At 67.9% G+C, this 26,008-nt stretch carries 28 protein-coding genes; 15 read left to right on the top strand and 13 right to left on the bottom strand.

Going from position 1 to position 26,008, the window contains the following annotated elements; translation table 11 throughout:
* Positions 1-5: 5 nt before the first annotated feature.
* The gene (locus OCU_RS25760) at positions 6-953 is read left to right on the top strand and encodes an NAD(P)/FAD-dependent oxidoreductase (RefSeq protein ID WP_026071079.1); all 948 of its coding nucleotides are present in this window, start codon (positions 6-8) and stop codon (positions 951-953) included.
* Between the two features lie 50 nt (positions 954-1,003).
* Here OCU_RS25760 and OCU_RS25755 read toward each other — a convergent pair whose 3' ends face one another.
* The gene (locus tag OCU_RS25755) at positions 1,004-1,282 is read right to left on the bottom strand and encodes a hypothetical protein (protein ID WP_008262877.1); all 279 of its coding nucleotides are present in this window, start codon (positions 1,280-1,282) and stop codon (positions 1,004-1,006) included.
* Positions 1,283-1,460: 178 nt separating this feature from the next.
* Between OCU_RS25755 and OCU_RS25750 the strand changes: the two genes are divergently transcribed.
* A complete protein-coding gene (locus OCU_RS25750) occupies positions 1,461-2,675 on the top strand; it encodes an MFS transporter (RefSeq protein WP_014378823.1) in 1,215 nt (404 codons plus the stop codon).
* Positions 2,676-2,694: 19 nt separating this feature from the next.
* Here OCU_RS25750 and OCU_RS25745 read toward each other — a convergent pair whose 3' ends face one another.
* Both OCU_RS25745 and OCU_RS25740 read right to left on the bottom strand, forming a co-directional pair.
* Positions 2,695-3,732: an LLM class F420-dependent oxidoreductase gene (locus OCU_RS25745; RefSeq protein ID WP_014378822.1), complete on the bottom strand. Its 1,038-nt coding sequence runs from the start codon at positions 3,730-3,732 to the stop codon at positions 2,695-2,697.
* A gap of 11 nt (positions 3,733-3,743) precedes the next feature.
* The gene (locus OCU_RS25740; RefSeq protein ID WP_014378821.1) at positions 3,744-4,166 is read right to left on the bottom strand and encodes a nuclear transport factor 2 family protein; all 423 of its coding nucleotides are present in this window, start codon (positions 4,164-4,166) and stop codon (positions 3,744-3,746) included.
* A 120-nt stretch (positions 4,167-4,286) separates the two neighbouring features.
* Here OCU_RS25740 and OCU_RS25735 point away from each other — a divergent pair, with 120 nt between their 5' ends.
* A complete protein-coding gene (locus tag OCU_RS25735; RefSeq protein WP_009956861.1) occupies positions 4,287-4,859 on the top strand; it encodes a PadR family transcriptional regulator in 573 nt (190 codons plus the stop codon).
* Here OCU_RS25735 and OCU_RS25730 read toward each other — a convergent pair.
* Positions 4,819-5,727 carry an SAM-dependent methyltransferase gene (locus tag OCU_RS25730; RefSeq protein ID WP_014381601.1) on the bottom strand — a complete coding sequence of 303 codons (909 nt, stop codon included), beginning with the start codon at positions 5,725-5,727 and terminating at the stop codon, positions 4,819-4,821. The genes OCU_RS25735 and OCU_RS25730 overlap by 41 nt on opposite strands.
* A 119-nt stretch (positions 5,728-5,846) precedes the next feature.
* Between OCU_RS25730 and OCU_RS25725 the strand changes: the two genes are divergently transcribed.
* A complete protein-coding gene (locus tag OCU_RS25725) occupies positions 5,847-6,602 on the top strand; it encodes a haloacid dehalogenase type II (protein WP_014378819.1) in 756 nt (251 codons plus the stop codon).
* A 32-nt stretch (positions 6,603-6,634) separates the two neighbouring features.
* Here the strand turns inward: OCU_RS25725 and OCU_RS25720 are convergent, their stop codons facing one another.
* Positions 6,635-7,354, bottom strand: coding sequence for an NUDIX hydrolase (locus OCU_RS25720; protein WP_014378818.1), 720 nt, complete (start codon positions 7,352-7,354; stop codon positions 6,635-6,637).
* Between the two features lie 72 nt (positions 7,355-7,426).
* On the opposite strand from OCU_RS25720, the gene OCU_RS25715 reads away from it, so the two are divergent.
* On the top strand, positions 7,427-8,320 hold the full coding sequence (locus tag OCU_RS25715; protein WP_009956865.1) for an SCO6745 family protein: 894 nt from the start codon (positions 7,427-7,429) through the stop codon (positions 8,318-8,320).
* The gene (locus OCU_RS25710; protein WP_041786997.1) at positions 8,317-8,592 is read left to right on the top strand and encodes a YdeI/OmpD-associated family protein; all 276 of its coding nucleotides are present in this window, start codon (positions 8,317-8,319) and stop codon (positions 8,590-8,592) included. The genes OCU_RS25715 and OCU_RS25710 overlap by 4 nt, the downstream gene beginning before the upstream one ends.
* Here the strand turns inward: OCU_RS25710 and OCU_RS25705 are convergent.
* The 3 genes from OCU_RS25705 to OCU_RS25695 form a co-directional block, all read right to left on the bottom strand.
* Positions 8,589-8,942, bottom strand: coding sequence for a VOC family protein (locus OCU_RS25705; RefSeq protein WP_014378816.1), 354 nt, complete (start codon positions 8,940-8,942; stop codon positions 8,589-8,591). The two genes, OCU_RS25710 and OCU_RS25705, sit on opposite strands and share 4 nt — an antisense overlap.
* A gap of 70 nt (positions 8,943-9,012) precedes the next feature.
* The gene (locus OCU_RS25700; protein ID WP_009956871.1) at positions 9,013-9,567 is read right to left on the bottom strand and encodes a hypothetical protein; all 555 of its coding nucleotides are present in this window, start codon (positions 9,565-9,567) and stop codon (positions 9,013-9,015) included.
* 84 nt (positions 9,568-9,651) lie between these two features.
* The gene (locus OCU_RS25695) at positions 9,652-10,536 is read right to left on the bottom strand and encodes a cyclopropane mycolic acid synthase family methyltransferase (protein ID WP_009956872.1); all 885 of its coding nucleotides are present in this window, start codon (positions 10,534-10,536) and stop codon (positions 9,652-9,654) included.
* Between the two features lie 341 nt (positions 10,537-10,877).
* On the opposite strand from OCU_RS25695, the gene OCU_RS25690 reads away from it, so the two are divergent.
* The 3 genes from OCU_RS25690 to OCU_RS25680 all read left to right on the top strand — a co-directional run bounded on the left by OCU_RS25690 (position 10,878) and on the right by OCU_RS25680 (position 14,533).
* Positions 10,878-11,450: a hemerythrin domain-containing protein gene (locus tag OCU_RS25690; protein WP_014378815.1), complete on the top strand. Its 573-nt coding sequence runs from the start codon at positions 10,878-10,880 to the stop codon at positions 11,448-11,450.
* Between the two features lie 289 nt (positions 11,451-11,739).
* Positions 11,740-13,068: an MFS transporter gene (locus OCU_RS25685; RefSeq protein ID WP_009956874.1), complete on the top strand. Its 1,329-nt coding sequence runs from the start codon at positions 11,740-11,742 to the stop codon at positions 13,066-13,068.
* A gap of 109 nt (positions 13,069-13,177) precedes the next feature.
* Positions 13,178-14,533: a WS/DGAT/MGAT family O-acyltransferase gene (locus OCU_RS25680; RefSeq protein WP_009956875.1), complete on the top strand. Its 1,356-nt coding sequence runs from the start codon at positions 13,178-13,180 to the stop codon at positions 14,531-14,533.
* Positions 14,534-14,568: 35 nt separating this feature from the next.
* Here the strand turns inward: OCU_RS25680 and OCU_RS25675 are convergent, their stop codons facing one another.
* The gene (locus OCU_RS25675; RefSeq protein WP_008262849.1) at positions 14,569-15,171 is read right to left on the bottom strand and encodes a TetR/AcrR family transcriptional regulator; all 603 of its coding nucleotides are present in this window, start codon (positions 15,169-15,171) and stop codon (positions 14,569-14,571) included.
* Positions 15,172-15,275: 104 nt separating this feature from the next.
* Here OCU_RS25675 and OCU_RS25670 point away from each other — a divergent pair, with 104 nt between their 5' ends.
* The 4 genes from OCU_RS25670 to OCU_RS25655 all read left to right on the top strand — a co-directional run bounded on the left by OCU_RS25670 (position 15,276) and on the right by OCU_RS25655 (position 20,239).
* Positions 15,276-16,454 (top strand): spirocyclase AveC family protein, encoded by a 1,179-nt coding sequence (locus OCU_RS25670; RefSeq protein WP_157742375.1) that lies wholly within the window; start codon positions 15,276-15,278, stop codon positions 16,452-16,454.
* On the top strand, positions 16,455-17,273 hold the full coding sequence (locus OCU_RS25665; protein ID WP_014378812.1) for a CbbQ/NirQ/NorQ/GpvN family protein: 819 nt from the start codon (positions 16,455-16,457) through the stop codon (positions 17,271-17,273).
* Entirely contained in the window at positions 17,273-18,943 is a 1,671-nt protein-coding gene (locus OCU_RS25660; RefSeq protein ID WP_036389585.1) for a nitric oxide reductase activation protein NorD, read from the top strand. The genes OCU_RS25665 and OCU_RS25660 overlap by 1 nt, the downstream gene beginning before the upstream one ends.
* A gap of 78 nt (positions 18,944-19,021) precedes the next feature.
* On the top strand, positions 19,022-20,239 hold the full coding sequence (locus tag OCU_RS25655; protein ID WP_014378810.1) for a cytochrome P450: 1,218 nt from the start codon (positions 19,022-19,024) through the stop codon (positions 20,237-20,239).
* Between the two features lie 20 nt (positions 20,240-20,259).
* On the opposite strand, the gene OCU_RS25650 is transcribed toward OCU_RS25655, so the two are convergent.
* Positions 20,260-20,679 carry an ATP-binding protein gene (locus OCU_RS25650; RefSeq protein ID WP_026071080.1) on the bottom strand — a complete coding sequence of 140 codons (420 nt, stop codon included), beginning with the start codon at positions 20,677-20,679 and terminating at the stop codon, positions 20,260-20,262.
* Between the two features lie 141 nt (positions 20,680-20,820).
* The gene (locus OCU_RS25645; protein WP_014378808.1) at positions 20,821-21,792 is read right to left on the bottom strand and encodes a 2-hydroxyacid dehydrogenase; all 972 of its coding nucleotides are present in this window, start codon (positions 21,790-21,792) and stop codon (positions 20,821-20,823) included.
* 84 nt (positions 21,793-21,876) lie between these two features.
* Here OCU_RS25645 and OCU_RS25640 point away from each other — a divergent pair, with 84 nt between their 5' ends.
* Positions 21,877-22,734 (top strand): LLM class F420-dependent oxidoreductase, encoded by an 858-nt coding sequence (locus OCU_RS25640; RefSeq protein ID WP_014378807.1) that lies wholly within the window; start codon positions 21,877-21,879, stop codon positions 22,732-22,734.
* A 9-nt stretch (positions 22,735-22,743) separates the two neighbouring features.
* Here OCU_RS25640 and OCU_RS25635 read toward each other — a convergent pair whose 3' ends face one another.
* On the bottom strand, positions 22,744-24,291 hold the full coding sequence (locus OCU_RS25635; protein WP_014378806.1) for a SulP family inorganic anion transporter: 1,548 nt from the start codon (positions 24,289-24,291) through the stop codon (positions 22,744-22,746).
* A 279-nt stretch (positions 24,292-24,570) separates the two neighbouring features.
* Positions 24,571-24,993, bottom strand: coding sequence for a nitroreductase family deazaflavin-dependent oxidoreductase (locus tag OCU_RS25630; RefSeq protein WP_014378805.1), 423 nt, complete (start codon positions 24,991-24,993; stop codon positions 24,571-24,573).
* Positions 24,994-25,096: 103 nt separating this feature from the next.
* Between OCU_RS25630 and OCU_RS25625 the strand changes: the two genes are divergently transcribed.
* The gene (locus OCU_RS25625; RefSeq protein WP_014378804.1) at positions 25,097-25,996 is read left to right on the top strand and encodes a class I SAM-dependent methyltransferase; all 900 of its coding nucleotides are present in this window, start codon (positions 25,097-25,099) and stop codon (positions 25,994-25,996) included.
* The last annotated feature ends 12 nt before the right edge of the window (positions 25,997-26,008 follow it).

The raw sequence follows: 26,008 nt of genomic DNA, 5'->3' as shown, positions 1-26,008 counted from the left end.
TGCGGATGATCGTCGTCATCGGCGCGGGAATATGTGGCCTCGCGGCGGCCTACGAGCTTTCGCGGCGCGGCCACGACGTCGTCGTGCTGGAGCGCGGGCGGCCATTCGGGGAGCAATCCGCCGGGCTGGCGCGGATATTCCGGGTCGCGCATCGGCGCCCGGCGCTGTGCCGGTTGGCGCTGACGGCGCGAACGGGCTGGCAACGGTGGGAATCCGAGTTCGGCGCGGGGCGACTGCTGGGCTCCGAGGGCTTCATCGCCGCCGGCGTCTGCGACGACGTCGCGGCGGCCATGAGCTCCGCCGGCGCGCAGTTCTCCCGGCTCGGGCGTTCCGAAATCGCGGCACGGATTCCGTTCGCGGTCGTGCCTTGGGAGACAGGAGTTTTCGATCCCCTCGGCGGCAGCCTGCGCATCCGCCGCGCCCTGAGCGCGTTGGCGCGCCGCGTCGCCATCCGCAACGCACACGTGCTGTCGGTGGCAGACGACGGCGCGACGACGCTCGCCGACGGCACCGTGCTGCGCGGCGACCGCGTGCTGATCTGTGCGGGTGCGCACACCCCAGACCTGTTCGGTCCGCTCGGGGTTGACTTCGTTCCGCACACCCGCTTCACCTACCGCGGCGCGGACGCGGTCGGCGCGCCGTGCCTGTCCGCGCCCGAGGGCTACGGATTGCCGCTCGGCAGTACCGGCCGGTGGGCGTTCGGCCAGGAGGTGGCGGACCCCGCGACCGTGCGCACGCTGTTCCCAGCACTTTCGCCGGTGGACCAGGTGGACTGCGTCAGTGTCCGCGCCCCGTGGCTCGATCCGGGCGGCGACGGCTGGACGGTGGCGCAGCGTGGGCGCGTGCTGGCGTTCGTCGGTAGCAATCTCATGAAATTCGGGCCGCTGCTCGGTGAACTGCTGGCGCGGGCCGTGCTGGACGACGAGGTGCCCGCGCAGTTGCTCCTGGACTAGGCGCTAAACCGCAAGGGCGGCAACGTAACCCACGTCACCGACCGAGTGCGTCAGCCGTGCGGCGCCTCGGAGATCTTCGTGTCCGGCTTTCCGAGCGTCTGGCAGTACGTCGTCACCGAGAGCCGCGTCGCCGAGATCTCGACGTTGCTCGGGTCTGCGCCGCTCTTGTCCTTGAGCATCTTGCTGACTTCGTCGTTCTGCTTCTTCTCGTCCTGCGTGGTGAAGTCTTTGCACTTTGTGTCGCCGCCGGTGTTGATGACCTGTGAGGCCGAACACGCGCTGGACAACAAGACGGAGATCGCGATCGTGGCTGCCGCAATGTACTTCATCGTGTGCCTTCCTGGGTGCGAGTAGTGGTATCAGTACACCAAATCCGCTGATTTCAAACCCCTTCACACCGCGAAGTCCGCGCCCGCAGCGGCGGCGCGATCACGTCCACGGGAATAACCACCCGGGTGGCGTCGCGTTCTACGATCGTCGGCCGCGCGTTGGAGGGGGAGAAGACCAGTGATCTCGTCGAGCGTGCGCAGCGGCCGCAACCGCCGAGCGCGTAACGGCCGGGCCGCCACCCGGGCCCTGTTCGTCAGCGTGCTGGCGTTGCTGCTGGCGACGGGATGGGTCGCCAACCACTTCGTCGCGTTGATGCCGGTGATCAGCGGCCGCGAACACCTCAGCACCGCGACCCTCGATGGCATCTTCGGCATCTACGCGCTCGGGCTGCTCCCCGGGTTGCTGATCGGCGGCCGCGCGTCGGACGCGTTGGGCCGGCGGCCAATGGCGCTGGCGGGCGCGGCCGCCACCGTGGCGGGGACGGTGGCGATGCTGCTGTCCCAGCACACCGGCGCGCTGCTGGTGGGCCGCCTCGTCGTCGGGGTCGGTGTGGGCCTTGCCATCAGCTCCGGCACCGCGTGGGCGTCCGACCTGAGGGGCCCGGCCGGCGCCGCGACCGCCGGCGCGGTACTCACCGCCGGCTTCGCCATCGGGCCGTTCGCCGGCGGGGGATTCGCGTGGGCCGGGCAGTCCGGCATCCAGGTGTCGTTCGCCGTCGCCGCCGCGATCGTCGTGCTGGCATCGCTTGCCGTCGCCGTCGCGGCCACACCCGGCGCACACGTGGCCCGGCCGGCGCCGCCCCCCGACGCGGGCCCGACGGGACCGGCGGCACAGGGAGTGTCGCGGGCCCTGAGTTGGGCCATGCCGCTCGCACCGTGGGTATACGCCTCGGCGACACTGGGTTTCGTCACCATCCCCACGCGGTTGCACACCGCGCTGGCGGCCCCGATCGCGGCGGGCACGGCCACCCTGATCGTCAACGGGGTCAGCGGTGTCGTTCAGGTCCTGGCCCGCACGCGCCGGTGGGGGCCACAGACCGGGACCGCCGGCGCGGCTTTGGCCGCGGTCGGCTACGTGGTGGCCGCGACGACGCCACCGGCCCTGACGCCCGCGGTCGGGATACCGCTGTTGTTGATCCTGGGCTGCGCTTCGGGCCTGTGCCTGCGGGAGGGCTTGATCGATCTGGAGGCCGCGGCGCCGCAACACCTGCGGGGCGCTCTGACCGGGGTGTTCTACGTCGTCACGTACATCGGCTTCGCGCTGCCACTGTTGTTGGCGACCGCCGAGCCTGGCGTCTCGGCGGCGATCCTGTCGGCCATGGCGGCGCTGGCGTCGGTGAGCGCGGTCGGCAGGGCGATGCGGCTACGACGAGATAGTCACCGCCAGAACTGATTTGGCTCCACAGCGGCCGTCACACCAGTTCGCGCAGCGTTTCGATGAGCTTGATCCGCTCGGCCGTGGTCGACGCGATGGGCGCCACGTTCAGCGTGGTTACCCCCGCCTCGCGGTAGGCCGCCAGACGTTCCTTGACGAACGCTCGGGAGCCGATCAGGTTGACGTCGCGCACCAGATCGTCGGGCACCACCTTGGCGGCGCCGTCCTTGTCGCCGGCAAGGTAGAGCTCCTGGATCCGGTCGGCCTGCGGGCCGTACCCGTACTTGGTGGCCAGGGTGTGGTAGAAGTTCTTGCCCTTGGCGCCCATCCCGCCGATGTAGAGCGCCAGGTGCGGTTTGACGAATTCCCTTAGCGGCTCGACGTTTTCGCCGATGGCCAGGACGGGTCCGGCGTAGACGTCGAGCTCGCCCAGCGCGGGGTCCCGCTTGGCCCGCCCGGTGGCCAGCGCCTCCCCCCAGACGTCCTGCGCCTTTTCGGGCAGGTAGAAGATCGGTTGCCAACCCTCGGCGATCTCGGCCGCCAGTTCGACGTTCTTCGGCCCCAGCGCGGCTACCAGTATCGGGATGCGTTCACGCACTGGGGAATTGATGAGCTTGAGGGGCTTACCCAGCCCGGTCCCCCGGTCGGGCGGCAGCGGGATCGTGTAGTGCTTGCCCTGGTGGCGCACGGTCTCGCGCCGCCACACCTGGCGGCAGATGTCGATGACTTCACGCGTCCGGCCGATCGGGGCGTCGTAGGGCACACCGTGGAAGCCCTCGATGACCTGCGGGCCGGACGCGCCCAGGCCGAGGGTGAACCGGCCGTCGGAGACGTAATCCAGGCCCGCCGCGGTCATCGCGGTCAGGGTGGGCGTGCGGGTGTAGAGCTGCAGGATGCCCGACGCCAGCCCGACCCGCTGTGTGCTTGCCGCCAGGTAGCCGAGCGCGCTCACCGCGTCGAACGAATACGCCTCGGGGACAAAAACAATATCCAACCCGGCGCGTTCCAGGTCGGCCACTTCGGCGGCCACGTCCTTGAAACCGCCCGCATAATTGACGCTCAAACCAATCCGCATGGTCCCTACTTCTACGCGGTGCCGGATTGATTGGCCAACTCCAGCGCCTCCCGCTGGATGCGGTCGAACTGGGCGCCCATCGCCTCCGACAATGCCGTCGCGCCCGACAGCGGCCGCACCATCACCACGAAGTCGTCGATCAGCCCGTCGTCGTCGAAATGCAAGAAGTCGCAGCCGGTGATCTTCAACCCGGGCGCCCCGACGATCCCGGTCTCGAAAACGAAGGCGTGGTCGCGGCCGCCTGCGTCGTGAATCTCCCGGATGTAGCGGAAGTCCTCGAAGACGCGCAACACACCGCGCAGGATGGCCGCGGTGATCGGCTTGCCGACATACGGCTTGAACGCCACCGGGCTGGTGAACACCACCGTGTCGGCCAGCATCGCCTGGATGGCCTGTTCATCGCGCTCTTCGACGGCCGTGCGGAACGGGTGCATCAGCGACCTCGCATAGTCAACTTGTTGAGTAATGAGGTCGACGCTAAGGCCGCCGTCGGGAATTGTCCAGGGTGCGGTTGGTCACTTTGTTGACTAGTCGCATCGCTGTACGATCGGCCGGTGTCGCTGCGTGACGCGGTGTTGGCGGCCCTCCTCGAGGGCGAGTCGTCGGGATACGACCTGGCCAAGGGTTTCGACGCCTCGGTCGCGAACTTCTGGCCGGCCACCCCGCAGCAGCTGTATCGCGAACTGGATCGACTGGCCGAGCAGGGCCTCATCCGGGCACGGGTCGTGCGTCAAGAACGGCGGCCCAACAAGCGGATGTTCTCGCTGACCGAGGCCGGGCGCGAGGCGATCCGGCAGTTCACCGCGAAGGCGCCGAAACCCTCGGTGATCCGCGACGAGCTGTTGGTCAAGGTCCAGGCCGCCGACGCCGGCGACATGCCGGCTGTGCGCGAGTCCATCCTCGAGCGGATGCAATGGGCGCGGGCCAAACTGCAACGCTACGAACGGTTGCGGGCGCGCATGATGGACGGTCGCACCGAGAAGGAGTACCTGGCCCACACCGACCGGGTCGGCCCCTACCTGACGTTGGTCCGCGGAATCTCGTTCGAGGAGGAGAACATTCGATGGGCCGAGCAAGCCCTGGCTGTCATCGAACGACGCCTGTCGGCGATTCGCGGACCGCGGTGAAGAACTTGGTGCGCATCAACCGGTCGAAGACCGCCGGCAATTCGTGGAAGGGCCGACCATACTCGGTGGCCGCCTTGTCGACCAGGTTCACGGCCGTGACACGCCAATGCCGCTGGGCCAGAAACTCTTTGGTGTCGATGCGCGCATCGTCGTACCACAGCTCGGCCACCGGAGGCTGACCGGTGTCTTGGCTGATCGTGGGGACATTGTCGGCGAATTCGCGCACTTCGCCCGGGGCGGGACCGAGTTCGGCGGCAATATGGCTACCGGTCGCCGACAACTCGTGCAGCCTTTCGAACAGCGCATCCTGGGCCGGCCCGGGCAAATACGGCAGCAGTCCCTCGAGCGCCCACGCCGTCGGCCGGTCGGGGTCGAAGCCGGCCGCGATCAGCGCGCCGGCCCAGTCATCCCGTAAATCCGTGGCGACGGTGATGCGCCTCGTCGAGGGCACGGCGCCCTGCCGGTCGAGGACCTGTTGCTTGAACGCGAGCACCCGAGGCTGATCCACTTCGTAAACCGTGTGGCCCGCGGGCCAGTCCAGCCGGTACGCCCGCGAATCCAATCCGGCCGCCAAGATGACCGCCTGGCGCGTCCCCGATCGGGTGGCATCAGCGAAAAACTCGTCGAAGAATCGCGTCCGCACCCCTACCCACTGCGCGTTGAAGGCCGCGGCACTGCTCATGTCGGCGTTGTCCACGGCCGCAATCAGATTCGGTTCACCGGCGGCGGCGACGAAGCCGGCGGCGAAGTCGTCGTTCGCCAACGGCGGCTGCAGACCCGCGTCGAGGGCCCGCGCCGCACACACCGCCAAGGCGGTGAAGCCGACGCTCGTCACGATATCCCAGGTATCGCCGGCGCTTCGGGCCACAACGGCCTCCCTTCGGTCATCAATCGGGAAGTCAAAGATTCGTTCGCACAGCTAACGATAGCGTACGCCGTGCACCGCCGGGCGCATCGCAGGTGACGAGCGCAGCGTTAGCCTGAGGCATGACCGACTACCGCTCACCGTCGACCGGTCGGGTAGTGCGTGCAGTTCTGTTCGATACGTTCGGAACGGTCGTCGACTGGCGCTCGGGGATCGCCGCCTCGGTACGGCGTTTCGCGCAGCGCCAACACATCGACGTCGACCCCGACGCGTTCGCGCTGGAGTGGCGCAGTCGATACCTGCCCTCCATGTCCGAGATTCGCTCGGGCCGACGGGAATTCGTGTCGCTGGACGTTCTGCATCGAGAGAACCTCGTCGCATCGCTCGCGAAGTTCGGCGTCAGTGCCGACGCGCTGCCCTGCGACGAGGTGCAGGCACTCGCCCGGTCGTGGCGCTGGCTGCCACCGTGGCCGGACAGCGTCGACGGCATCGCGGTCATGAAGCGGCACGTCATCGTCGGGCCCTTGTCCAACGGCAACACCGGGCTGCTGGTCGAGATGGCGAAGTACGCGGGCCTGCCCTGGGATGTGGTCCTGGGTTCCGACGTCAGTCAGGCCTACAAGCCCGACCCGCGGGCCTACCAGACTCCCGCGCGATTGCTGGGCCTGGAGCCCGGTGAGGTGATGCTGGTGGCGGCGCACACCGCCGACCTCGAGGCGGCCCGCGATAGCGGCCTGGCGACCGGTTTCGTCGCGCGCCCGCAGGAGTACGGGCCGGACCCGGTGCCCGCCCCCGCGCCCCCGGGCCCCTGGGACGTCTCAGGCACCTCACTGGTCGAACTGGCGGGCTCACTGTTCGGTGCGCAGGGCCGACCTTGAGTGCCCCGACTTTCGAAGAGGTTGCGCGAAAGCTACTTCCAGGCGAAAACGGGTTGTTCCAGCCCGTCGACCGGGTCGTGGCGGCCTTCCAGTCCCAGCCACCGCAGCTGCAGGAGCACCGCCCCGGTGGGCGCGTGGATCAGGTCGCCCCCCAACGGAATCTGGACAACCGGTCGCGGGCTCTCCGGGATGGCGATGAATCGCGGCGAATCGTCACGTTGCAGTTGGTGCAGGCCCACCCGGTACACCGCGACGACCTCGTCGGGCGATGGGCGCGGATCCAGGCGGCCGCCTCCCCAAATCACCACCGGCGTAATGACATATCCGGACCGGGTCGGGTAATCGTCGAGCAGTCCCAGCACGGTCGCCTCGGGGAGTTCGATGCCGACCTCCTCGCGCAATTCCCGCAGCGCGGCCTCGACGGCGGTCTCGCCCGGGTCGAGGCGGCCACCGGGTAACGCCCACTGCGCGGCGTGCGAAGTGAGTCGAGAAGCCCTGCGGCACAGCAGGAAAGCCGCCCCGCCCGACACGTCGACCATGCGCCCGTCGAGGCCGGCCGCGGGCAGCCCTCGATCGACGTTCCAGTCGTCCACCGGCGCCGGATCCACCCGGTCCTCCCCGACATCGGAGTCGACGAGCACCACCGCCACGGCGGCGTGCCGCTTGGCCGGATCGGCCACGCTTCGACGCTCGTGGCCGGCGAGATTGCTCCGGATCCGCTCGTGTAGTACCTGGTCATAGGGGATGGTCACCGCTCGAGCCTAGGCGGGGTCGTCCGGGCCGCGTGCTTGGTCCCCACCCGTCACCGGTGGTTAACTGCCAGCATGCGACGACAACCCGAGTTGGCCCGACGCTTCTTCGATCGCTACGAGCCGGTGCACGCGGTGACGTATTTCGCGCCCGAGGCCCGGGCGGCGTTGGACGCGTTGGGTTACCGGGGTTTCTGGATGGGCTATTTCGCGGCCCGCTCCGCGCCGCTGGGCATGGTGCCGCGGGAGGTCGTGACCTCGGTCTTCTACAACTTCGCGCCCGAACGGGTTGCCAAGGCGTTGCCGGCGGCGTGGGAGATCGCGGGTCCGGAGGCCGCATTGCGGGCGCGCCAGGAGTCCGCGGTGGCGGCGCTGCGCCGCTACGGCCTCGGGTCGGACGAAAACGTCCGCGTGGCAGCCGAACTCGCCGGGAAGGCGGCGCGCCACGCGCCGCTCGATGCCCGCCCGCTGTTCGCCGCTAATCTGGCCCTGCCCTGGCCCGACGATCCCCTGGCCGCGCTGTGGCACGCCACGACGCTGCTGCGCGAACAGCGCGGTGACGGGCACGTGGCGGTGCTGGCGGCGGCGGGCATCTCCGGACGTGAATCCAACGTCTTACACGCCGCGGCGGGCAACGTCGGGCGCGACTACATCGCCCGCACCCGCGATTACGACGAGGCGGCATGGCGCCATCACGAACAGCGCCTCGCCGAGCGCGGGTTGCTACGCGATGACGGGACGCTGACCGCCGCGGGGCGCGAACTGAAGGACCACATCGAGTCGAGCACCGACGCCCTTTCCCTGTCGGCGCTCGACGCGCTCAGCGACGACGAGGTCGAAACGCTGTTTCGGGCGCTGTCCCCCATCACGCGCGCCGTGGTCGCCGCCGGCGATGTCCCCGCCGCGACCCCCATGGCGTTACGCCGCGACGAATTGCAGGATGACAACGCACATTTGGTGGACCGATGAGCGCCCGGCGAGTGCCCGGCGGGGTGGTGCACAAGCTGCCCGCCGACCTGCGCGAGTCGTTGCTCGCCAACCCCACGGCCCTGGCCGCCTGGAACGACATCACGCCGTTGGCCCGAAACGAGTTCATCTGCTGGGTGGAGGATGCCAAGCAGGAGGCCACCCGGGCGCGCCGCATCCGCCGCACCGAGGAGGAGCTGGAGGAAGGCAAACGCAGGCCGTGCTGCTGGCCGGGCTGCAAACACCGCGAACGCACCGGAAGGGAGGCGCCCTAGCGTCCCAGCGGTTTGTAGAAGACCAGGCCGTTGCCCTTGTTGTCATAGACCACGGCGCGTCGTTCGTGGGCGTCGTCGTAGGGGCCCTTGACGATGCCACCACCGCTGGCCTCGACAGCCTTCGCCGCGGCGTCGACGTCCGCGGTCTTGATGCCGACGACGACCTGGCCGGGGATGGGATGGTCCACGGCGGTTGCCAGCGCCAACTTGACCGGGCCGGCATCCAGGGCCGCGAAGTGCGCCCCGTCGCGAAACTTCAACGGCATGCCCAGGGTCTCGCTGTAGAACCGGATCGACTCGTCCAGGTCGTCGGTGGACAGGATGATCATCTTTGCTTCGTGCTCGCTCATGGCGCCTCCGTGTGGCTGGATCGCTATCAGCCTAGGCGGACGGGCATCCCGGGGAGAGCCGGGGAGCGGCTCAGGCGGCGTCGGTCGGAACCGGTTGCCCCTCAAGGTAATCCATCGGCGGCGCCTCCCCATGTCCCGCGCCGCGGTAGGCCACCGCGGTTGCCAGCGCCGAGCCACCTTCGATGGTGCCCACCACAACCACCCGGTCGTTGACGGTGAATTGCGGTGCCGCGACGGCGGGTTGGCTGCCGCGATGGGTGATGACGGTGGTGTCCGGGGTGAAGCGATAGGTCTGGGTGTACCCGTCGGGGCTGCGCATGGTGACCGAGTCCACCGTCACGGCGATCACGGTGCCCTCCTGCTTCACCGGCTGCGAAACGGAAGGCGGACTGACCTCGGCGGTCACGGTTCGTTTGTCGGCGCGAACACCGTTGAGCACCAACGCCGTCAGGCACGCCGCGCATATCAGGGCAGCACAGACGATCTCGCACACCTTCGCCGCACCGGACAGACGCTGACCTCGATCGGTCGGCGTCTGGGTTTGCTCCAGCGACTCCGGCATGCGGTGTTTGGCGGCCACGATCCGTCCTTCCTGCGGCTTGCGCCGAAGGACATCGACACCCACCGAATCAGGTTGTTGCCGTGGAATTACCCGCCGTGTTATGCCGGTAAACCGGGCGCCCCCCGGGATGGGGGCACAGGACGGGCGTCAGCCTTTGGTCAGGGTGAACTGCGCGACGTCGGTGTAGCCCTCACGGAACAGGTCCGCGCAGCCGGTCAGGTACTTCATGTACCGGTCGTAGACCTCTTCGGACTGAATCTCGATGGCCTCGTCGCGGCGCGCCTCGAGTGCGGCCGCCCAGGTGTCGAGGGTGCGCGCGTAGTGCAGGCGCAGCGGCTGCACCAGCTTCACCCCGAATCCGGCACGCTGGGCATGCTCCACGACGCCCTTGGCCTGGGGTAGATCCCCGCCCGGGAAGATCTCGTCCATGATGAATTTCATGAAGCGCAGCTTGGTCATGGTGATGGGCAGCCCGCGCTCGGCGAACTCCTCGTCGCTGGGCTTGATGATCGTGTGCAGCATCATCACGCCGTCCGCCGGAAGAGCCTCATAGGCGGTCTTGAAGAAATCGTCGTAGCGGTCACGCCCGAAGTGCTCGAAGGCGCCGATCGACACGATGCGGTCGACCTTGTCGTCGAACTGCTCCCAGCCCTGCAGCAGCACCCGCTTGGACCGCGCGGACGGATGCGCGTCGAGGCGGCGCTGCACGTGCGCCTGCTGATTGCGGCTCAGCGTGAGCCCGACGACGTTGACGTCATAGCGCTCGAGCGCGCGGACGATCGTGGTGCCCCAGCCGCACCCGACGTCGAGCAACGTCATGCCCGGCTGCAATCCCAGCTTGCCCAGCGAGAGGTCGACCTTGGCGATCTGCGCCTCTTCCAGCGTCATGTCCTCGCGCTCGAAATACGCGCAGCTGTAGGTCCGCGTCGGATCCAGGAAAAGCGCGAAGAACTCGTCGGACAGGTCGTAGTGCGCTTGTACGTCCTCGAAATGCGGTTCCAAGCTGACGGCATCGCCGGGATTTTCGGACAAGGCACAACCTCTGACTTATTCATATCGGGTTCAACGGCGCGATCGAATCGATCGCCGCACGGACGCCCCAGTGTATCCGGCCGGCACACCGTGCCCCTCCGCCGAGTTCCCGACCAGCCTAGTGCCGCCGAAATGGCTCTCAGCCTGCCAGAACACTTACGTCGGCGCAAATTTGCTAATCCCCTGCGGCGCAGAGCAACTCGGGCACGCACATCCAGGCGGTGCCGGCGGGGTCGTTACATCGACCCCGCAAGCGGGTAAGACGAGGCTGGCGTTCGTCAATGATGCCGAACGCGATAACCCAGCCGGCTGACCGGCGTCACAGGGGCGGAGGCGCACCGATGGCCGACATCACCATGTTGATCCTCGCCGACCACGATTGGTTCCGCGAACAGTTCGCCCAGCTGGATTACCTCCAGGCAAAGCAGCCGGCCGACCACACCGGGCTCGGACGGGTGTGGCGGCCGCTCGCCGACAAGCTCGACGTGCACGCCTACATCGAGGAAAAGATCTTCTACCCCCAACTGCTCAAACGGGGTGGCGAGGACGCCGAGGGCGAAACCCTCGACGCCATCGGTGACCACAACGACATCCGCGACGGGGTCCGCGACGCCGACGCGGCCGAACTCGGCAGCGAGCAGTGGTGGGCGGCGGTCGGGCGCACCCGCGAGGCCAACGACGATCACATGGGCGAGGAGGAACGCGAAGGGCTCTCGGACTTCCGCCGCAACGCCCCGATCGGCCTTCGCGAAGCGCTCGGGCGCCAATACAGCGAGTTCATGGCCGAGCACCCCACCACCGAGGGGCTGCCCATCACGGACCGGGACCCGCGTCGCTATGTCGAGCAGGTGGAGGCCCCCCGCCCCGAGCCCGCGGACTTCTCGTTGCGCATCGGCAGCCTGAAAGGCCAGTGACGCGCGCCCGTGACTGGGCGAACGTGACAGGGATAACCGCGCGTCGGCTCCGGTGGCGCAGCGATGCCGCCGACGTCAATGCCGGCGACCCGTTCTAGCTGGCGTTTGTCGCACGCGATCGTGGCCGAGCGGGATCGCGGCGATCGCCGCCGGTCGTCCCACGTCAGGCCCGTGAAGCCCACCCCGCCGGTTGTCCCTGAGAAAGTTGTGGGTAAGTCTTGATTCGATGGTTATTCGACGCCGCCGGAGGAAATGGGCACGTAGAGAAATCAGGGTCGCCGACCCCGCGATGCGCCGAACCATCATGGGCACCGCGATCGGGAACTTCATGGAGTGGTACGACTTCGGGGTCTACGGGTACATCGCGACCACGATCGCCCAGGTGTTCTATCCCGGCAAGAACGTCAGCGGAGTCCACCTCATCGCGACCTTCGGAACGCTCGCGGCGGCGTTCGTCGTGCGTCCGCTCGGCGGGTTCATCTTCGGTCCGCTGGGCGACCGGATCGGGCGCCACCGCGTCCTGGTGGTCACCATCCTGATGATGACGGTGAGCACGACCGTGACCGGCCTGCTGCCCACCTACAGCACCATCGGCATCTGGGCGCCGATCCTGCTCGTCCTCGCGCGAATATTCCAGGGCCTGTCGACCGGTGGTGAATACGTCGGCGCCATGACCTATCTCGTCGAGCAGGCCCCCGATCACAAACGCGGCATGATGGTCGGGTTCCTGCCGATGGGCAATCTAGTGGGGTTCGTCCTGGCGGGGTTGCTGGTGACCGGGCTGCAGACCTGGCTGCCCGAGGACGCCATGCTGACCTACGGCTGGCGGATTCCGCTGCTGTTGGGCTTGCCTTTCGGGCTGGTCGCGCTGTTCCTGCGGCTGCGGCTCGAGGAGTCCTCGGCCTACCAGAGCGCCCACGACGACGCGCACGCGGGCGACCAGGGCCGTCAACAGATTCACCGCACCATCGTCGAGCAGTGGCGACCCATGCTGATCTGCGCGGCGCTGGTGCTGACCTCCCAGGTCGCCGACTTCATGCTCACCGGATACCTGCCGACGTACCTGCGGCTGTTCGTGCGCGTGGGCCACACCGCCGGACTCGTCATGATCGTGACCACGTTGGCGATCCTGATGGGCACGGTGGTGCTAGTCGCGGCCTTGTCCGATCGCATCGGCGTCAAACCCATCATGTGGACGGGGTGCGGCCTGCTGATCGTCGCCTCCATCCCGGCGTTCCTGCTCATCCGCTTCGGCGGCATCTACCCGGTGATCTTCATCGGCGTGCTGCTGATCGGCCTGATGGAGCTGTGCTTCGACAGCACCGGGCCGGCCATGCTGCCGGCGCTGTTCCCCACCAACGTGCGCTACGGCGCGCTGGCCATCTCCTACAACATCTCGATTTCACTCGTCGGCGGCATCACGCCGCTGATCGCCCAGGCTCTGGTTTCGGGCACCGGCAACGTGATGGTGCCGGCCTACATGCTGATCTTCGGGGGCGTGGTGGGCGCGATCACGCTCCTGTTCACCCCCGAGGTCGCCGGCAAGCCGTTGCCGGGCTCCGGGCCCGCGGTCGAAACCGAGCGGGAGGCTCGCGCGCTCGCCGACGACGTCCGCTAGCGACCGTCCCGCGGCGGATGGCCGTTTGGGCCGCCACCCGCTGTGGCTATTAGGAGGTAGGCCGTCCCTCCGGTGGGCGGCGCGACGGCAACAGTTGGGGGCGACACGCATGGAACCGATATCACCGACGGATGCGCTGTTCCTCATCGGCGAATCACGCGAACATCCGATGCACGTGGGCGCGCTACAGCTCTTCGAGCCGCCCGAGGATGCCGGCCCGCATTTCGTCCGCGAGTCCTATCAGGCGATGCTCGAATGCACCGACGTGCAACCGGCCTTCAGCAAGCGTCCGGCCTTCTTCGGCGGCGTCACCAACGTCGCGTGGTCCTTCGACAAGGAGGTCGAGCTCGACTACCACCTTCGCCGTTCCGCGCTTCCGGAACCGGGACGGGTGCGAGACCTCCTGGAGCTGGTTTCCCGGCTGCACGGCAGCCTGCTCGACCGGCACCGCCCGATGTGGGAGGCGCATTTGGTCGAGGGCCTGCAGGACGGGCGGTACGCCGTGTACACGAAGTACCACCACTCCCTGATGGACGGCGTCTCGGCGCTTCGCCTGATGCAGCGGGCCTTCACCTCCGATCCCGACGACGACGAGGTGCGGGTCCCGTGGAGCATGGCGCCGCGCAAGCGCGGCGGACGCAGAAGTCCGTCCCTGTTCGGGCGGGTGGGCCGCACCGCGGGGTCGGCGCTGGCGCTGGCGCCGTCCACGCTGAAGCTCGCGCGGGCCGCGCTGCTCGAACAACAACTCACGCTCCCGTTCCAGGCGCCGCGGTCGATGTTCAACGTCCGGATCGGCGGTGCGCGGCGGGTGGCGGCCCAGTCCTGGGCGTTGGAGCGCATCAACGCGGTCAAGGCGGCCGCCGGCGTCACGGTCAACGACGTCATTCTCGCCATGTCGGCCGGGGCCCTGCGCGCTTACCTGCTGGATCAGAACGCGCTGCCGGACGCCCCACTGACCGCGATGGTCCCGGTGAATCTGCGCAAGGACGACGACGACCGCGGCGGGAACATGGTCGGTACCTTCCTGTGCAACCTCGCCACCGATCTCGACGATTCGGCGAGACGGCTCGAGGTCATCAGCGCATCCATTCGCGACACCAAAGAGGTGTTCTGGCAGCTGCCGCCGGTTCAGCAGTTGGCCCTGTCCGCCTTCAACATCGGGGGCCTGTTCCTCGGGTTGGTCCCCGGCTACCTTTCCGCGGCCTCGCCGCCGTTCAACATCGTCATCTCGAACGTGTCGACGGGTCGCTCGGAGCAGCTGTACTGGCGCGGGGCCCGCCTGGACGGAAACTATCCGCTGTCCATTCCCCTCGACGGCCAGGCGGTCAACATCACGGTGACCAACAACGCCGACAACCTCGACTTCGGCCTGGTCGGCTGCCGGCGCAGCGTCCCGCACCTGCAGCGGATGCTCGGTCATCTAGAGGAGTCGTTGAAGGACCTGGAGATCGCCACGGGTGCCTGAGATGCCGTGCGCCACAGCCCTTTTCGGATCGGCGGTCAGGGCAGCTTGATCACCGACACGTACATCTCGACGATCGGGCGGAAGAGGTCCACGTCATCGAGTTGACTGCCCAACACCACCGAGTCGCTGGTGGCGACGAGGACCTGGGCGAACGTCGACGCGGGGATCAGCAACGTCCCGCCGAGCCGGTCGATGCCCGCCACGATGAACTTGGCCAGCGCCTCGACGGCCTCTGATCGCTTGGCGGCCACGCGTTCCCGCGCCTCGGGGTTGCGCAGCAGGTACAGCATGAACTCGTGACCCAGCGCGGCGTGCTCCGCCCCCCGATCGCGGCTGAGCTGACTCCAGCGCTTGGCGATCTCGTCGAGTTCGCGCGCACCGACCTGCGTCGCCGGCGCCATCACCTCGGTGAAGTTGACGAAGTACCGGCGCCAGTAGCGGTCGCTGACCGCCAGAAACAGGTCTTCCTTCGTCGAGAAGTGTTTGTAGATGGCGCCTTTCGTGTACCCGGCGGCGTGGGCGATATCGTCGAGCGTCGCGGCGACGAACCCCTTTTCGCCGAAGACTTCCTCGGCGGCGTCGACCAATAGCGAGCGAGTGTGCTCGAGGCGGCGCTCTCGCGTCCAACGCTCAACCATGCGCCAGATTCTGCCAGAGCTTGCGAGAAGCTATTCCGTTTCTCAGATACTCGTGAGTATATTGCTCGGAGCGTGGAATGCCGACCCCGGAGGACACCAGCGTCATGAGCGATCTCGCGAACAGGAACCAGCCGTCGTCCGTCACCGAGCCACTGCCCGGCGCGGGCGAACTCGGCGCGCAGGCCGCGTCGCCGGTGCGACCGATCAAGATTTGGGCCGCCGCCGGTGGCGCGCTGCTGGTGCTCCAGCTCTACGTGTGGATCCGGTGGATCACCGGCCCGTATTTCGAACGGGTGCCGTCGGGGCCGAGCGAGCCGCCGATGTACATGAAGGTGCCGCTGATGGCGAACGCGGTGGTGTTGTGGATCGCGCTGCCGGTCGTCGTGTGGTGGTTCTTCATCAGGCCGTGGCGGCGCGAGCGGCGGATCACGTTGGACGGCATGCTCGTGCTGTCGATGGGCCTGATGTTCTTCCAGGATCCGCTGCTGAACTACTTCAACACGTGGTGCACCTACAACACCTGGCTGTTCAACCGCGGCTCCTGGTCGTCGAACATTCCGGGTTGGGTCTCCCCGGAGGAGCCGGGCCGTCAGGTGTCCGAGCCGTTGTTGACCAACGCTCCGGGTTACGCCTACGGCGTCCTGCTGATCACGATCGTCGGGTGTTGGATCATGCGCAAAATCAAGACGCGCTGGCCGAACCTCAGCAATCTTCGCTTGGTCCTCGTCACCTACGCGCTCGCGTTTGTCTTCGATTTCGTCATGGAGGGTCTGGTCCTGCTACCGATCGGCTTCTACACCTACCCCGGCGCCATCAGGTCCGTGTCGATCAATGCCGACACCTACTACCAATGGCCGGTCTACGAAGGCCTGATGTGGGGTGGTGTGCAGGCCGCGCTGTGCTGTCTGCGCTTCTTCACCGACGATCGCGGCCGCACCGTGGTCGAACGCGGATTGGACCACGTGCGAGGCGGATTCGCCAGACAGCAGTTCACGCGCTTCCTGGCGATCTTCGCCGGCGTCAGCTCGTGCTTCTTTTTCTTCTACAACGTGCCCGCGCAATGGATCGGGATGCACTCCGACCCGTGGCCCCAAGACCACCAGAAGCGTTCGTACTTCAACGGCGGCATCTGCGGCGACGGGACGGACACGCCATGCCCGAATCCCGCTCTGCCCATACCCACCAAGCGTTCCGGGTACGTCGACGTGCACGGCCATCTCGTCCTCCCGCCGGGCGGCCAGCTGCCGGAGGTCGTCCCCTTCGAGCGCGCGCGAGGGCGCTAGGTGCTGACGAATTCCCAGACCACCGTGCGCCCGGCGTCGGAGGCGCCGTTCTATCGGCCCGCCGGCGATGAGGTGGAGGTGTTCCGCGCCGCCGCCCGCCGCGGCCTGCCGGTGCTGCTGAAGGGCCCGACGGGATGTGGGAAGACCCGGTTCGTGGAGGCGATGGCCCACGCGCTCGGCCGCAACCTGATCACCGTCGCGGCGCACGAAGACATGACGTCGGCCGACTTGGTCGGGCGTTTCCTTCTCAAAGGGGGAGAAACGGTCTGGGTGGACGGGCCGTTGACGCGGGCCGTTCGCGAGGGCGCGATCTGCTACCTGGACGAGATCGTCGAGGCGCGCCAGGACACCACGGTGGTCATCCATCCGCTCGCCGATCATCGCCGCGAACTTCTGGTCGACCGCCTGGGAACGACGGTGCCCGCGGCACCGGGATTTCAACTGGTCATTTCCTACAATCCCGGCTACCAGAGCGTGCTGAAGAACATCAAAGAGTCGACCCGGCAGCGATTCGTGGCCATCGAACTCGACTTCCCGCCCGTCGAGGCCGAGACGGAAGTCGTTGCCCACGAAGCGGGAATCGACGATGCGACGGCGCGCGCCCTTGTCACCGTGGGCAACGCGATCCGAAAGCTCGATGGCTCACCGCTGCGCGAAGTGTCATCCACCCGCACGCTGATCCTGGCCGGCAGCCTGGTCGCCGAAGGACTCAGCCTGCGCAGCGCCGTCCAGGCGGCGATCGTGCGGATCCTCTCCGATGACCGGGAGGTCGTCACGGCGCTCGGCGAGCTCGTCGATTCCCTGCTGCCGCCAAGGTGATGAAAACCGTTGGCACGCAACGGTATCGGTTCCTCTCCGCCCACCTGGCCGGCCGGGCCGTCGACGTCGCCCAGGCGGCGCCCGGCCAGGACGCCTACACGAACGGCGACGTCATCTTCGTCCCGGCCGCCGACTCCGGGCAGCAGCGCCGGCAGGTGCTGGTCCAGGCCGCGCTGCTCGGCGCGGGCAGCCTGGATCGGCGGCTGGTGAAGCGGCTGCGGGGCCGGCCGGCGATCGCGCGCCGCTACCTCGCGCTGGAAGGCCACCGGGTGCTCGCCGAACTCGCCCCCACCGTTGCGCTGGCGGCGGCACTTCGCCCCGACGGTGACCCCCGCACCACGACCGCGGACGGGTCCCTCGAAATGGCCAGGGGCAGAAGCCGAATCGCGGACCCTCCGGCGTGGTTCGGTGTCATCCGGCCGGCCCAACTCCTGGCGTCGTCCGACAGCGGGGCCGCGCCGGCCACGGATACGAACCTGCGGACGGCGATCGAGCTCGTCGCCGAGCGGGAGCCCGACGACGAGGACGACGCCGCCTCCGAGGAAAGCAAGGTCCTCAAGCTGTTCGAGAACCCGCTGTTCAGTTCGCGGGCACTGATGGACTTTCTGCGAAAGCTGTTGGGCGAGGCGCCGTCGCGCGGCGACGACCCGTCGGGCGGGGAGTTTGAGGCGCGCTCGATTCGGCCGGCACGAGCGGTCGGCGCGTCAGCCCGTCCACTTCCGACGCGCATCAATTTCGTCGGCGACCGGCCCGGCGCTGCGCTGGGAATCGGCGGTGCACTGCATCCGGAATGGGACGTCTTCAACAACCGCTATCGGGCGGACTGGTGCCGCGTCATCGATTTTCCGCTCACCGAGCCCACCCACATCTCGGCCGCGCACGTCTCGCACGACGACGAGCTGCGGCGGCGATTGGCGCGCGTCGGTCTCGGCCCCAAGCTCCTACGCGCGCGCCCCGACGGTGACGAGATCGACATCGAGGCGCTCGTCGATCTCTTCGTCGACCTGCGCTCCGGTTGTTCACCCACGGACGCCATCTACACCCAGCGCCGCAACGTCGTTCGGAACCTCGGCGTCCTCATCCTGCTCGACGCGTCCGGATCGGCCACCGACGCCGACCAGCGGGGGAACAGGGTCCACGACCACCAGCGGCGCGCGGCGGCAACCGTGGCGATGACCCTGGAGGAACTCGGCGACCGCGCGGCCATCTACGCGTTTCGGTCCCACGGGCGGCACGCCGTGCACCTGCCGGCGATCAAAACGTTCGGACAGCGCTTTGGCGCCCCGCAACGCGCGCGGCTCAATCAGCTTGAGCCGTCGGGGTATACGCGCCTGGGTGCGGCGATCCGCGGCGCGGGGGAGATACTCAACACCGAAGCCGGCGCACCCAACCGGCTGCTTCTTGTCCTGTCCGACGGGTGCCCCTACGACGACGGCTACGACGGTCGTTACGCGGAGGCCGACGCGAACAAGGCGCTCGAGGAACTCCGTGGCGACGGCGTGGCCTGCCTGTGCCTGTCCATCGGGAGCGCCACCGCCGCCGAAGAGCTCGAGCGCGTTTTCGGCTCCGCGCGCTACGTCAGCGCCGCGACCCTGGCCGAGGTGAGTCCGCGGATGGACGAGATGTTCCTGGCGGCGCTACGCGAGCGCGCCGCACCGGGGCCGGCGTGAGGGTGGGATCGCTACCACGGCACCTACTGTAAGGTCCACGGTAAGACCGAGCATGCCCGCTTCGGGGAAGGGTGAGCCATGCCAAGCACTGTTGACGCGCGAAATCGGCCACGGCCCGACGTCGATCTGACCGACGGCGCCTTCTACGCGGGCGACTCGCGCCCGGTCTATCGGTGGATGCGCGAGAACGAGCCGGTCTTTCGGGACCGCAACGGGTTGGCCGCCGCGGCGACGTATCAGGCCGTGATCGACGCCGAGCGGGCGCCCGAGCTGTTCTCCAACGCCGGCGGTATCCGGCCGGACCAGGACGCGCCGCCCATGATGATCGCGATGGATGACCCCGCCCACCTGTTGCGGCGCAAACTCGTCAACGCGGGCTTCACCCGGAAACGCGTCAAGGACCGGGAGGCCTCGATCGGCGCGCTGTGCGACGCCCTGATCGACAACGTCTGCGAACGCGGCGAGTGCGACTTCGTCTGGGACCTTGCGGCCCCGCTGCCCATGGCGGTCATCGGCGACATGCTCGGGGTGCTGCCCGAGGAGCGGCAGATGTTTCTGCGCTGGTCTGACGACATGGTCACCATGCTCAGCAGCACGACCGCGCAAGAGGACTTCCAGGTCTCCATCGACGCCTTCGCCGCCTACACCGAATACATGACGAGCATGATCGCGGCGCGCAAGGCCGAGCCGACCGATGACTTGGTCAGCGTGCTGGTGCACGCGGAGGTCGACGGCGAGAAGCTCGCCGACCACGAGATCGTGACCGAGGTGTTGTTGTTGCTCATCGGCGGCGACGAGACCACCCGGCACACGCTGTCCGGCGGCACCGCGCAGATCCTGCGCCACCCGCGACAGCACCGGCAACTGGTCGACGACATGGCGCTGCTGCCCAACGCGATCGAAGAGATGCTCAGGTGGACCGCGCCGGTCAAGAACATGGCCCGCACCATGACCGCCGATCTCGAGTTCCACGGCACCCAGCTCGCGCGGGGCGAGAAGATCATCCTGCTCTTCGAATCGGCGAACTTCGACGAAGCCGTGTTCGGGGATCCCGAGAGCTTCCGGATCGACCGCTACCCCAACAACCATCTGGCGTTCGGCTTCGGAACCCATTTCTGCCTGGGCAACCAGCTGGCGCGTCTGGAGCTCTCGATGATGCTCGAGCGACTACTCAAACGCCTGCCCGACATGGAGCTGGCGTCTCAGGACCCGCTGCCGCTGCGGCCGGCCAACTTCGTCAGCGGCCTCGAGCGCATGCCGGTCACGTTCACGCCCTCGGCGCCCTCGGGCGGCTGAGCTGGAACCCAGCGTGAAAGTTATTGTTGGACAGCGTTATCCGCGTCGGTTGTGTAGTCCAAGTAGACGCTGGTGCCGTTGGGGCGGGCGTGGATCGTGCAGTGATCGGCGAGGCGGTGCATCAGCGTGATGCCACGCGAGGCGCGGGGATCGGTGGTCTGCCTCGACGATGGCTTGCGCCAACTTCCGCGATCGCTGACGCATACCCGGATTGACTCGGCGCCGGGATCGTAGCTGGCCTGCAATTTCATTGCGCCGGCCTCGCGACGGGAGCGGTAGGCGTGCTCGACGCAATTGGCCAACGCCTCGTTCACCCCCAGAACGACGTCCTCACGAATGTCCTCCGGCGCGCGCACCTCGTGCCGCAGCCAGTGTTGCAAAACATGGCGCCACTTCGCCGCCGTATCGGGGCGCGCTGTGCCGGCGAGCGTCAAGCGCACCGGCGCGGCTGTCTCCTGCAGTAGCGGACTCATGAGAGCCGGATACCCAGATGCAGTTGCGGCGATAACCTTCTCGCGGTATCGCTTCGGCCACAGACCGGTTTCCATCCAGGATCGCCTGGTCACGGCGCCGGGAGGCGGTCAGCGCCGACGGCGCGGCGTCAGCACCGGCGTCACGAGTTCGCCGGTGTCGAGGTAGCTGTCGAGGTTGCGGATCGCCAGCAGCGCCATCGCCCGGCGGGTCCGGGCCGTGGCGCTACCGATGTGCGGGAGAAGGACCACGTTGTCCAGGTCGCACAGTTCGGCCGGCACATGCGGCTCGTCGGCGTAGACGTCCAGGCCGGCCCCCGCCAGCCCGCCGCCGACGAGCAGCTCCACCAGCGCGTCCTGATCGACGACGCTGCCCCGGGCGATGTTGATCAGATACCCCTCGGGACCCAAGGCCGCCAGCACGGAGCGGTCGACCAGCTTGTGGGACTCGTGGTCGCCCGTGGTGGCGACGACCAGCACGTCGACCGACTCGGCGAGCTCCACAGCCGACGCGGCGTAGCGGTAGGGCGACCCGTCGATGCGACGCCGGTTGTGATACGCGATGGCGCAATCGAATCCGAGCAGCCGGGTGGCGATCGCCGAACCGATGCGGCCCAGGCCGAGGATGCCCACCTGGAGGCCGCTGACGTCCCTGGCGTACGGGAACCGGCCCTCGCGCGCCCAGCGGCCCGCCCGCACGTAGCGGTCGGCGGCGCCGAAGCGGCGCAGGGTCATCAGCATCAGGCCCAGCGCCGTGTCGGCGACCGTGTCCGACAGCACGTCCGGGGTGTTGCTCACGCCGATGCCGCGGCGCTTCGCCGCCGCCAGGTCGATCAGGTCCACCCCGGCCCCGTCGTTGACGATGGCCTCGAGGTTGGGCAGCGCGGCGATGGTGTCGGCGTCGACGCCCGGCGGTCCCCACGTCAGCAGCACGCGCACGTCGGCTCCGTGCTCGGCCAGGAATCGGGCTCGCGCCGGGCCGTCGGGAAGCTTCGCAATGTCGTAGCGCGCCGCCAGTTCTGCTGCCAGCGTCGGCTCCAGCTCGCCGACCCTCAGCACGCCGCTCAGTTCCTTGGCCGTCACGTCCCCATCATGCGTGAAGCCCGCGCGGTATCCAGCGACGGGCCGCGTGGGAAGCAATCGCGATGCGGGACGGTTGAACCGCGAATGCGCATCGGAGTCGTCTTTCCGCAGACCGAGCTCGGACCGGACCCCGCCGTCCTACGCGCCTACGCCGAGCGCGTCGAAGAACTCGGGTTCGCCCACATCCTGGCCTACGACCATGTCGTCGGCGCCGACACGACCGTGCACCGGGGCTTCGAGGGCCCCTACGACATCGACTCGACGTTTCACGAGCCGTTCGTCATGATGGGCTACCTGGCCGCGGTCACCAGCCTGGAACTCGTCACGGGCGTCATCATTTTGCCGCAGCGGCAGTCGGTGCTGGTGGCCAAGCAGGCCGCCGAGGTCGACCTGCTCACCGGCGGGCGCTTGCGGCTCGGTGTCGGATTGGGCTGGAACGCCGTGGAGTACGAAGCGCTCGGGGAGACGTTCACCAACCGCGGAAAACGTTCCGAAGAACAGGTCGAGCTCATGCGCATGCTGTGGACGCAGCGATCGGTCACCTTCAAGGGCAAGTACCACACCGTGACCGGCGCGGGCCTGGCCCCCCTGCCCACCCAGCGGCCGATCCCGGTGTGGTTCGGGGCGGCCTCCGATCGGGCCTACGAACGCGCCGGTCGCCTCGGCGACGGGTGGTTTCCGATGACCGCGCCGGGCCCCGACCTGGACCACGCGCTCGCGCAGGTGAACCGGGCGGCCGAGGCGGCGGGCCGGGACCCGCGGAGCATCGGCATGGAAGGCCGGGTCAGCTGGACCGGTGACCCCGACAAGCTCGCCGCCGACATCGCCGCGTGGAAAGCCGCCGGGGCCAGCCATCTGTCGGTGAACACCATGAAGGCCGGCTTCGCGCACGTCGACGACCACCTCGCCGCATTGGAACGAGTGGCCGCCGACCTGAGCTAGCGTCCCGCGTCAGGCGCGCGCGTCCGCGGAGAGCTGAGCGACCAGGCTCAGGTGCGCGTTGCGGCGGTGGGGTTTTGACGGCTTGCCCTCGTCCCCAACGGATTCCGTCTCGAACGTTTCGCGGAGATGAACCTCCCCGCCCATGGCGGTATGCCGCCGCTCCCAGTCGCTGATCGCCTGATGGGCCGCATGGTCGAGATAGGTCGTGAGCAGGTGCAGCGTCACCGACGTGCGTTCCGGGATGGACGCCAGGACACCGGTCAGCCTCGGCAACGACAGGAACGTGCACGCCCCCTCGACGACGACGTGCCATCCATCCCCCACGGGCTTGGCCTCGATCCGGGCGCGCACCACCCGCCAACCGGTCACGATGACGGCCAAGGCGAGTCCGATCATGACGCCGTGCAGCAGGTTGAGAAAGACGACGCTGGTGATGGTCACCAGGTAGACGGCGAGATCACCGTTGCGCAAGGCGGTTTCGATGTGCGCCGGTTTGAGCAGTTCGATCCCGATGACGATGAGTAGGCCGGCAAGCGCAGCGGTCGGGATCTTTTCGACCAGCCCGGCGAAGGGCACGGCGAAGAGCAGGATCCAGAACCCGTGCATGATCGTCGAGGCACGCGTTCTCGCACCGACGTTCACGTTGGCCGCACTGCGCACGATGACACCGGCGATGGGCAGCCCACCGATCGCCCCCGATGCGATGTTCGCGGCGCCCTGCCCGATCAGCTCGCGGTTGAAGTCGGTTCGCGGTCCGTTGTGCATGCGATCGATCGATACCGCAGTCAGCAGGCTCTGAACGCTGGTGATCAGGGTGACCGTGATGACGGCGATCACGACGGCGCCCCAATTCCCGTGCGGCAGCGTCGGTAATTGCAGCGCGTCGAGCACCGAGCCGTTCAGCACGATCCGGGATACGTGGAAGGGGAACACCACCGAGATCGCCGTGACCACCACGATGGCGACCAGTGGCCCGGGGATGCCGGCCACCCGCGCCGGAGCCCAGCGCCAGGCGACGAGGATGGCGATCACCAGCAGCCCCAGCACCAGCCCCGGCCGGTGGGCGCCGACGATCTGCGCGGGCAGCCCGGTGACATTGCTCCATGCCGAGCTTTCCGAGGCGCCGCCCAGCAGCACGTGCACTTGCTGTAGCGCAATCGTGATCCCGATGCCGGCCAGCATGGCGTGCACGACGACCGGCGAGATCGCCAGTGCGGCGCGTGCAATTCGGCTGAATCCCAACACAACTTGCAGGATTCCGGCGACGACCGTGATGAAACATGTGATGCCCCAGCCGAACTGATGGACGACATCGGCGACGATGACGGTCAGTCCGGCGGCGGGCCCACTGACCTGCAGCGGCGATCCGCCGATCCATCCTCCGACGATGCCCCCGACGATCGCCGCGATCAAGCCGGCGAGAACGGGCGCATCCGAAGCGATTGCGATCCCGAGGGACAACGGGAGCGCCACCAGGAAAACCACCAGCGATGCGGGCAGGTCGTATTGGGCGATCTCGCGGAACCGGTCAATGCGGGACGATACGCCCTGCTCCACGCCTTGCCGACCCGACGATTCAGCGTGTTGCAAGAGCTTCTCCTGAATTCGTCAATGACGGTGGACTTTTGGGGTATCCATCCGACAACGGCAACCGGAACACTTCGTAAAGCCGTGCGGCCCAGGCGATTCAAATTCACTGAACATCATTGTTCAGCGGGGCGTGCCTGGCCTCTGCGTACGAAAGTAGGTGGGCAACCAAGACCGGTCAACCGGACGGGCCGGGCGCATATCGAATGCAAATGTTTGCGCGGGCCCGTCAGCGGTGCCGCAAATCTCTCATTCCAGAACGAAGACCGGGATCTGTCGTGCCGTCTTGGTTTGGTATTCCGCGTAGGGAGGAAAGGCCTCAACGGCCCGCTGCCACCACTCGTCGCGCTCGGGCCCCTCGAGTTCGCGAGCCGTGAGCGTGGCGACCTTGTCGCCGTCTTGCAGCGTCACCGTCGGGTTCGCCTTGACGTTGGCGTACCACGCGGGATGCTCGGGGGCGCCACCGTGGGACGCGACGATGACGTAGCGGCCGTCCTTCTCGACCCGCATCAGCGGTACATAACGCCGTTTGCCGGACTTCGCCCCCGTGACGGTCAGCAGGACGATGGGCCGGTCGAAGACCTCGACCCCGTCGGTGGTGCCGCGGCCCAGGATTTGTTCGGTCTGCTCGCGGACCCAGCCCCTGGGGCTCAGCTCGATGTGGTCGCCCATAACGACAGTGAACACCACCGCCTGCTCCGGCGGAGCGGGTACAGTCGAGTCGACACTTACATAAGCTAACTAATCAGGCGTTCGTGGCCGAGAGGAGATTGGCGTGGCCCGCACCGAGAACGACACGTGGGATCTGGCGTCCAGCGTCGGAGTCACCGCGACAGCGGTCGCCGCACAGCGCGCGATCGCCTCCCAAGGCCCGGACGCCCTGCTGAACGACCCCTGGGCCGACCCGCTCGTGCGCGCCGTCGGCACCGAGACCTTCATCAAGCTCCTCGACAGCCCGCTCGACCGCAGCGACGATCCGCTGCTGAACCGCCAGGCCGTCAAGGAACAGATCACGGTGCGCACCCGGTTCTTCGACGACTTCTTCCTGCAAGCGACGGGCTCGGGCATCCGGCAAGCCGTCATCCTGGCGTCCGGACTGGACACCAGGGCCTACCGGCTGGCCTGGCCCGCGGGCACGATCGTCTACGAGATCGACCAACCCGAGGTCATCGAGTTCAAGACGCGGACGCTGGCCGGCCTGGGTGCCGCGCCGGGCGCGGAGCGGCGGACGGTTCCGATCGACCTGCGAGACGATTGGCCGGCGGCGCTCGCGGATGCCGGATTCGACGCCGCACAACCGACCGCCTGGAGCGCCGAGGGCCTGCTCGTCTACTTGCCGCCCGAGGCGCAAGACCGCCTGTTCGACAACATCGCCGCCGCGTCGGCGACCGGCAGCCGGATCGCCACAGAACACTTGGACCTGCGCAAGATTCCGTCGGATTGGGCACAGAAGCTGACCGAGCGGTCACGGCGCATCGGGTCCAGCATCAATCTGGCCGAGCTTTTCTACACCGGCGAGCGCAACACCGCGGCCGAATACCTCGCCGCGCGCGGGTGGCAGACCGACATCTGGACCACCGAGCAGGCCTTCGCCGCCCAGGGGTTCGGCGTGCCCAACGATGAGCTGGCCTCGTTCGGCGACGCGTCGGGCTACCTGACCGCGACACTTCGGTAGCGGCCACCACGG

Source organism: Mycobacterium intracellulare ATCC 13950, assembly GCF_000277125.1.
GTDB lineage: Bacteria > Actinomycetota > Actinomycetes > Mycobacteriales > Mycobacteriaceae > Mycobacterium > Mycobacterium intracellulare.
This window is presented reverse-complemented; position numbering and strand designations above follow the sequence as displayed.

Coding starts and splice junctions, on each gene's coding strand:
- OCU_RS25760 (WP_026071079.1), top strand. CDS start 6: ATGATCGTCGTCATCGGCGCGGGAATATGTGGCCTCGCGGCGGCCTAC.
- OCU_RS25755 (WP_008262877.1), bottom strand. CDS start 1,282: ATGAAGTACATTGCGGCAGCCACGATCGCGATCTCCGTCTTGTTGTCC.
- OCU_RS25745 (WP_014378822.1), bottom strand. CDS start 3,732: ATGCGGATTGGTTTGAGCGTCAATTATGCGGGCGGTTTCAAGGACGTG.
- OCU_RS25740 (WP_014378821.1), bottom strand. CDS start 4,166: ATGCACCCGTTCCGCACGGCCGTCGAAGAGCGCGATGAACAGGCCATC.
- OCU_RS25725 (WP_014378819.1), top strand. CDS start 5,847: ATGACCGACTACCGCTCACCGTCGACCGGTCGGGTAGTGCGTGCAGTT.
- OCU_RS25715 (WP_009956865.1), top strand. CDS start 7,427: ATGCGACGACAACCCGAGTTGGCCCGACGCTTCTTCGATCGCTACGAG.
- OCU_RS25710 (WP_041786997.1), top strand. CDS start 8,317: ATGAGCGCCCGGCGAGTGCCCGGCGGGGTGGTGCACAAGCTGCCCGCC.
- OCU_RS25705 (WP_014378816.1), bottom strand. CDS start 8,942: ATGAGCGAGCACGAAGCAAAGATGATCATCCTGTCCACCGACGACCTG.
- OCU_RS25690 (WP_014378815.1), top strand. CDS start 10,878: ATGGCCGACATCACCATGTTGATCCTCGCCGACCACGATTGGTTCCGC.
- OCU_RS25685 (WP_009956874.1), top strand. CDS start 11,740: ATGCGCCGAACCATCATGGGCACCGCGATCGGGAACTTCATGGAGTGG.
- OCU_RS25680 (WP_009956875.1), top strand. CDS start 13,178: ATGGAACCGATATCACCGACGGATGCGCTGTTCCTCATCGGCGAATCA.
- OCU_RS25675 (WP_008262849.1), bottom strand. CDS start 15,171: ATGGTTGAGCGTTGGACGCGAGAGCGCCGCCTCGAGCACACTCGCTCG.
- OCU_RS25670 (WP_157742375.1), top strand. CDS start 15,276: ATGAGCGATCTCGCGAACAGGAACCAGCCGTCGTCCGTCACCGAGCCA.
- OCU_RS25660 (WP_036389585.1), top strand. CDS start 17,273: ATGAAAACCGTTGGCACGCAACGGTATCGGTTCCTCTCCGCCCACCTG.
- OCU_RS25655 (WP_014378810.1), top strand. CDS start 19,022: ATGCCAAGCACTGTTGACGCGCGAAATCGGCCACGGCCCGACGTCGAT.
- OCU_RS25640 (WP_014378807.1), top strand. CDS start 21,877: ATGCGCATCGGAGTCGTCTTTCCGCAGACCGAGCTCGGACCGGACCCC.
- OCU_RS25630 (WP_014378805.1), bottom strand. CDS start 24,993: ATGGGCGACCACATCGAGCTGAGCCCCAGGGGCTGGGTCCGCGAGCAG.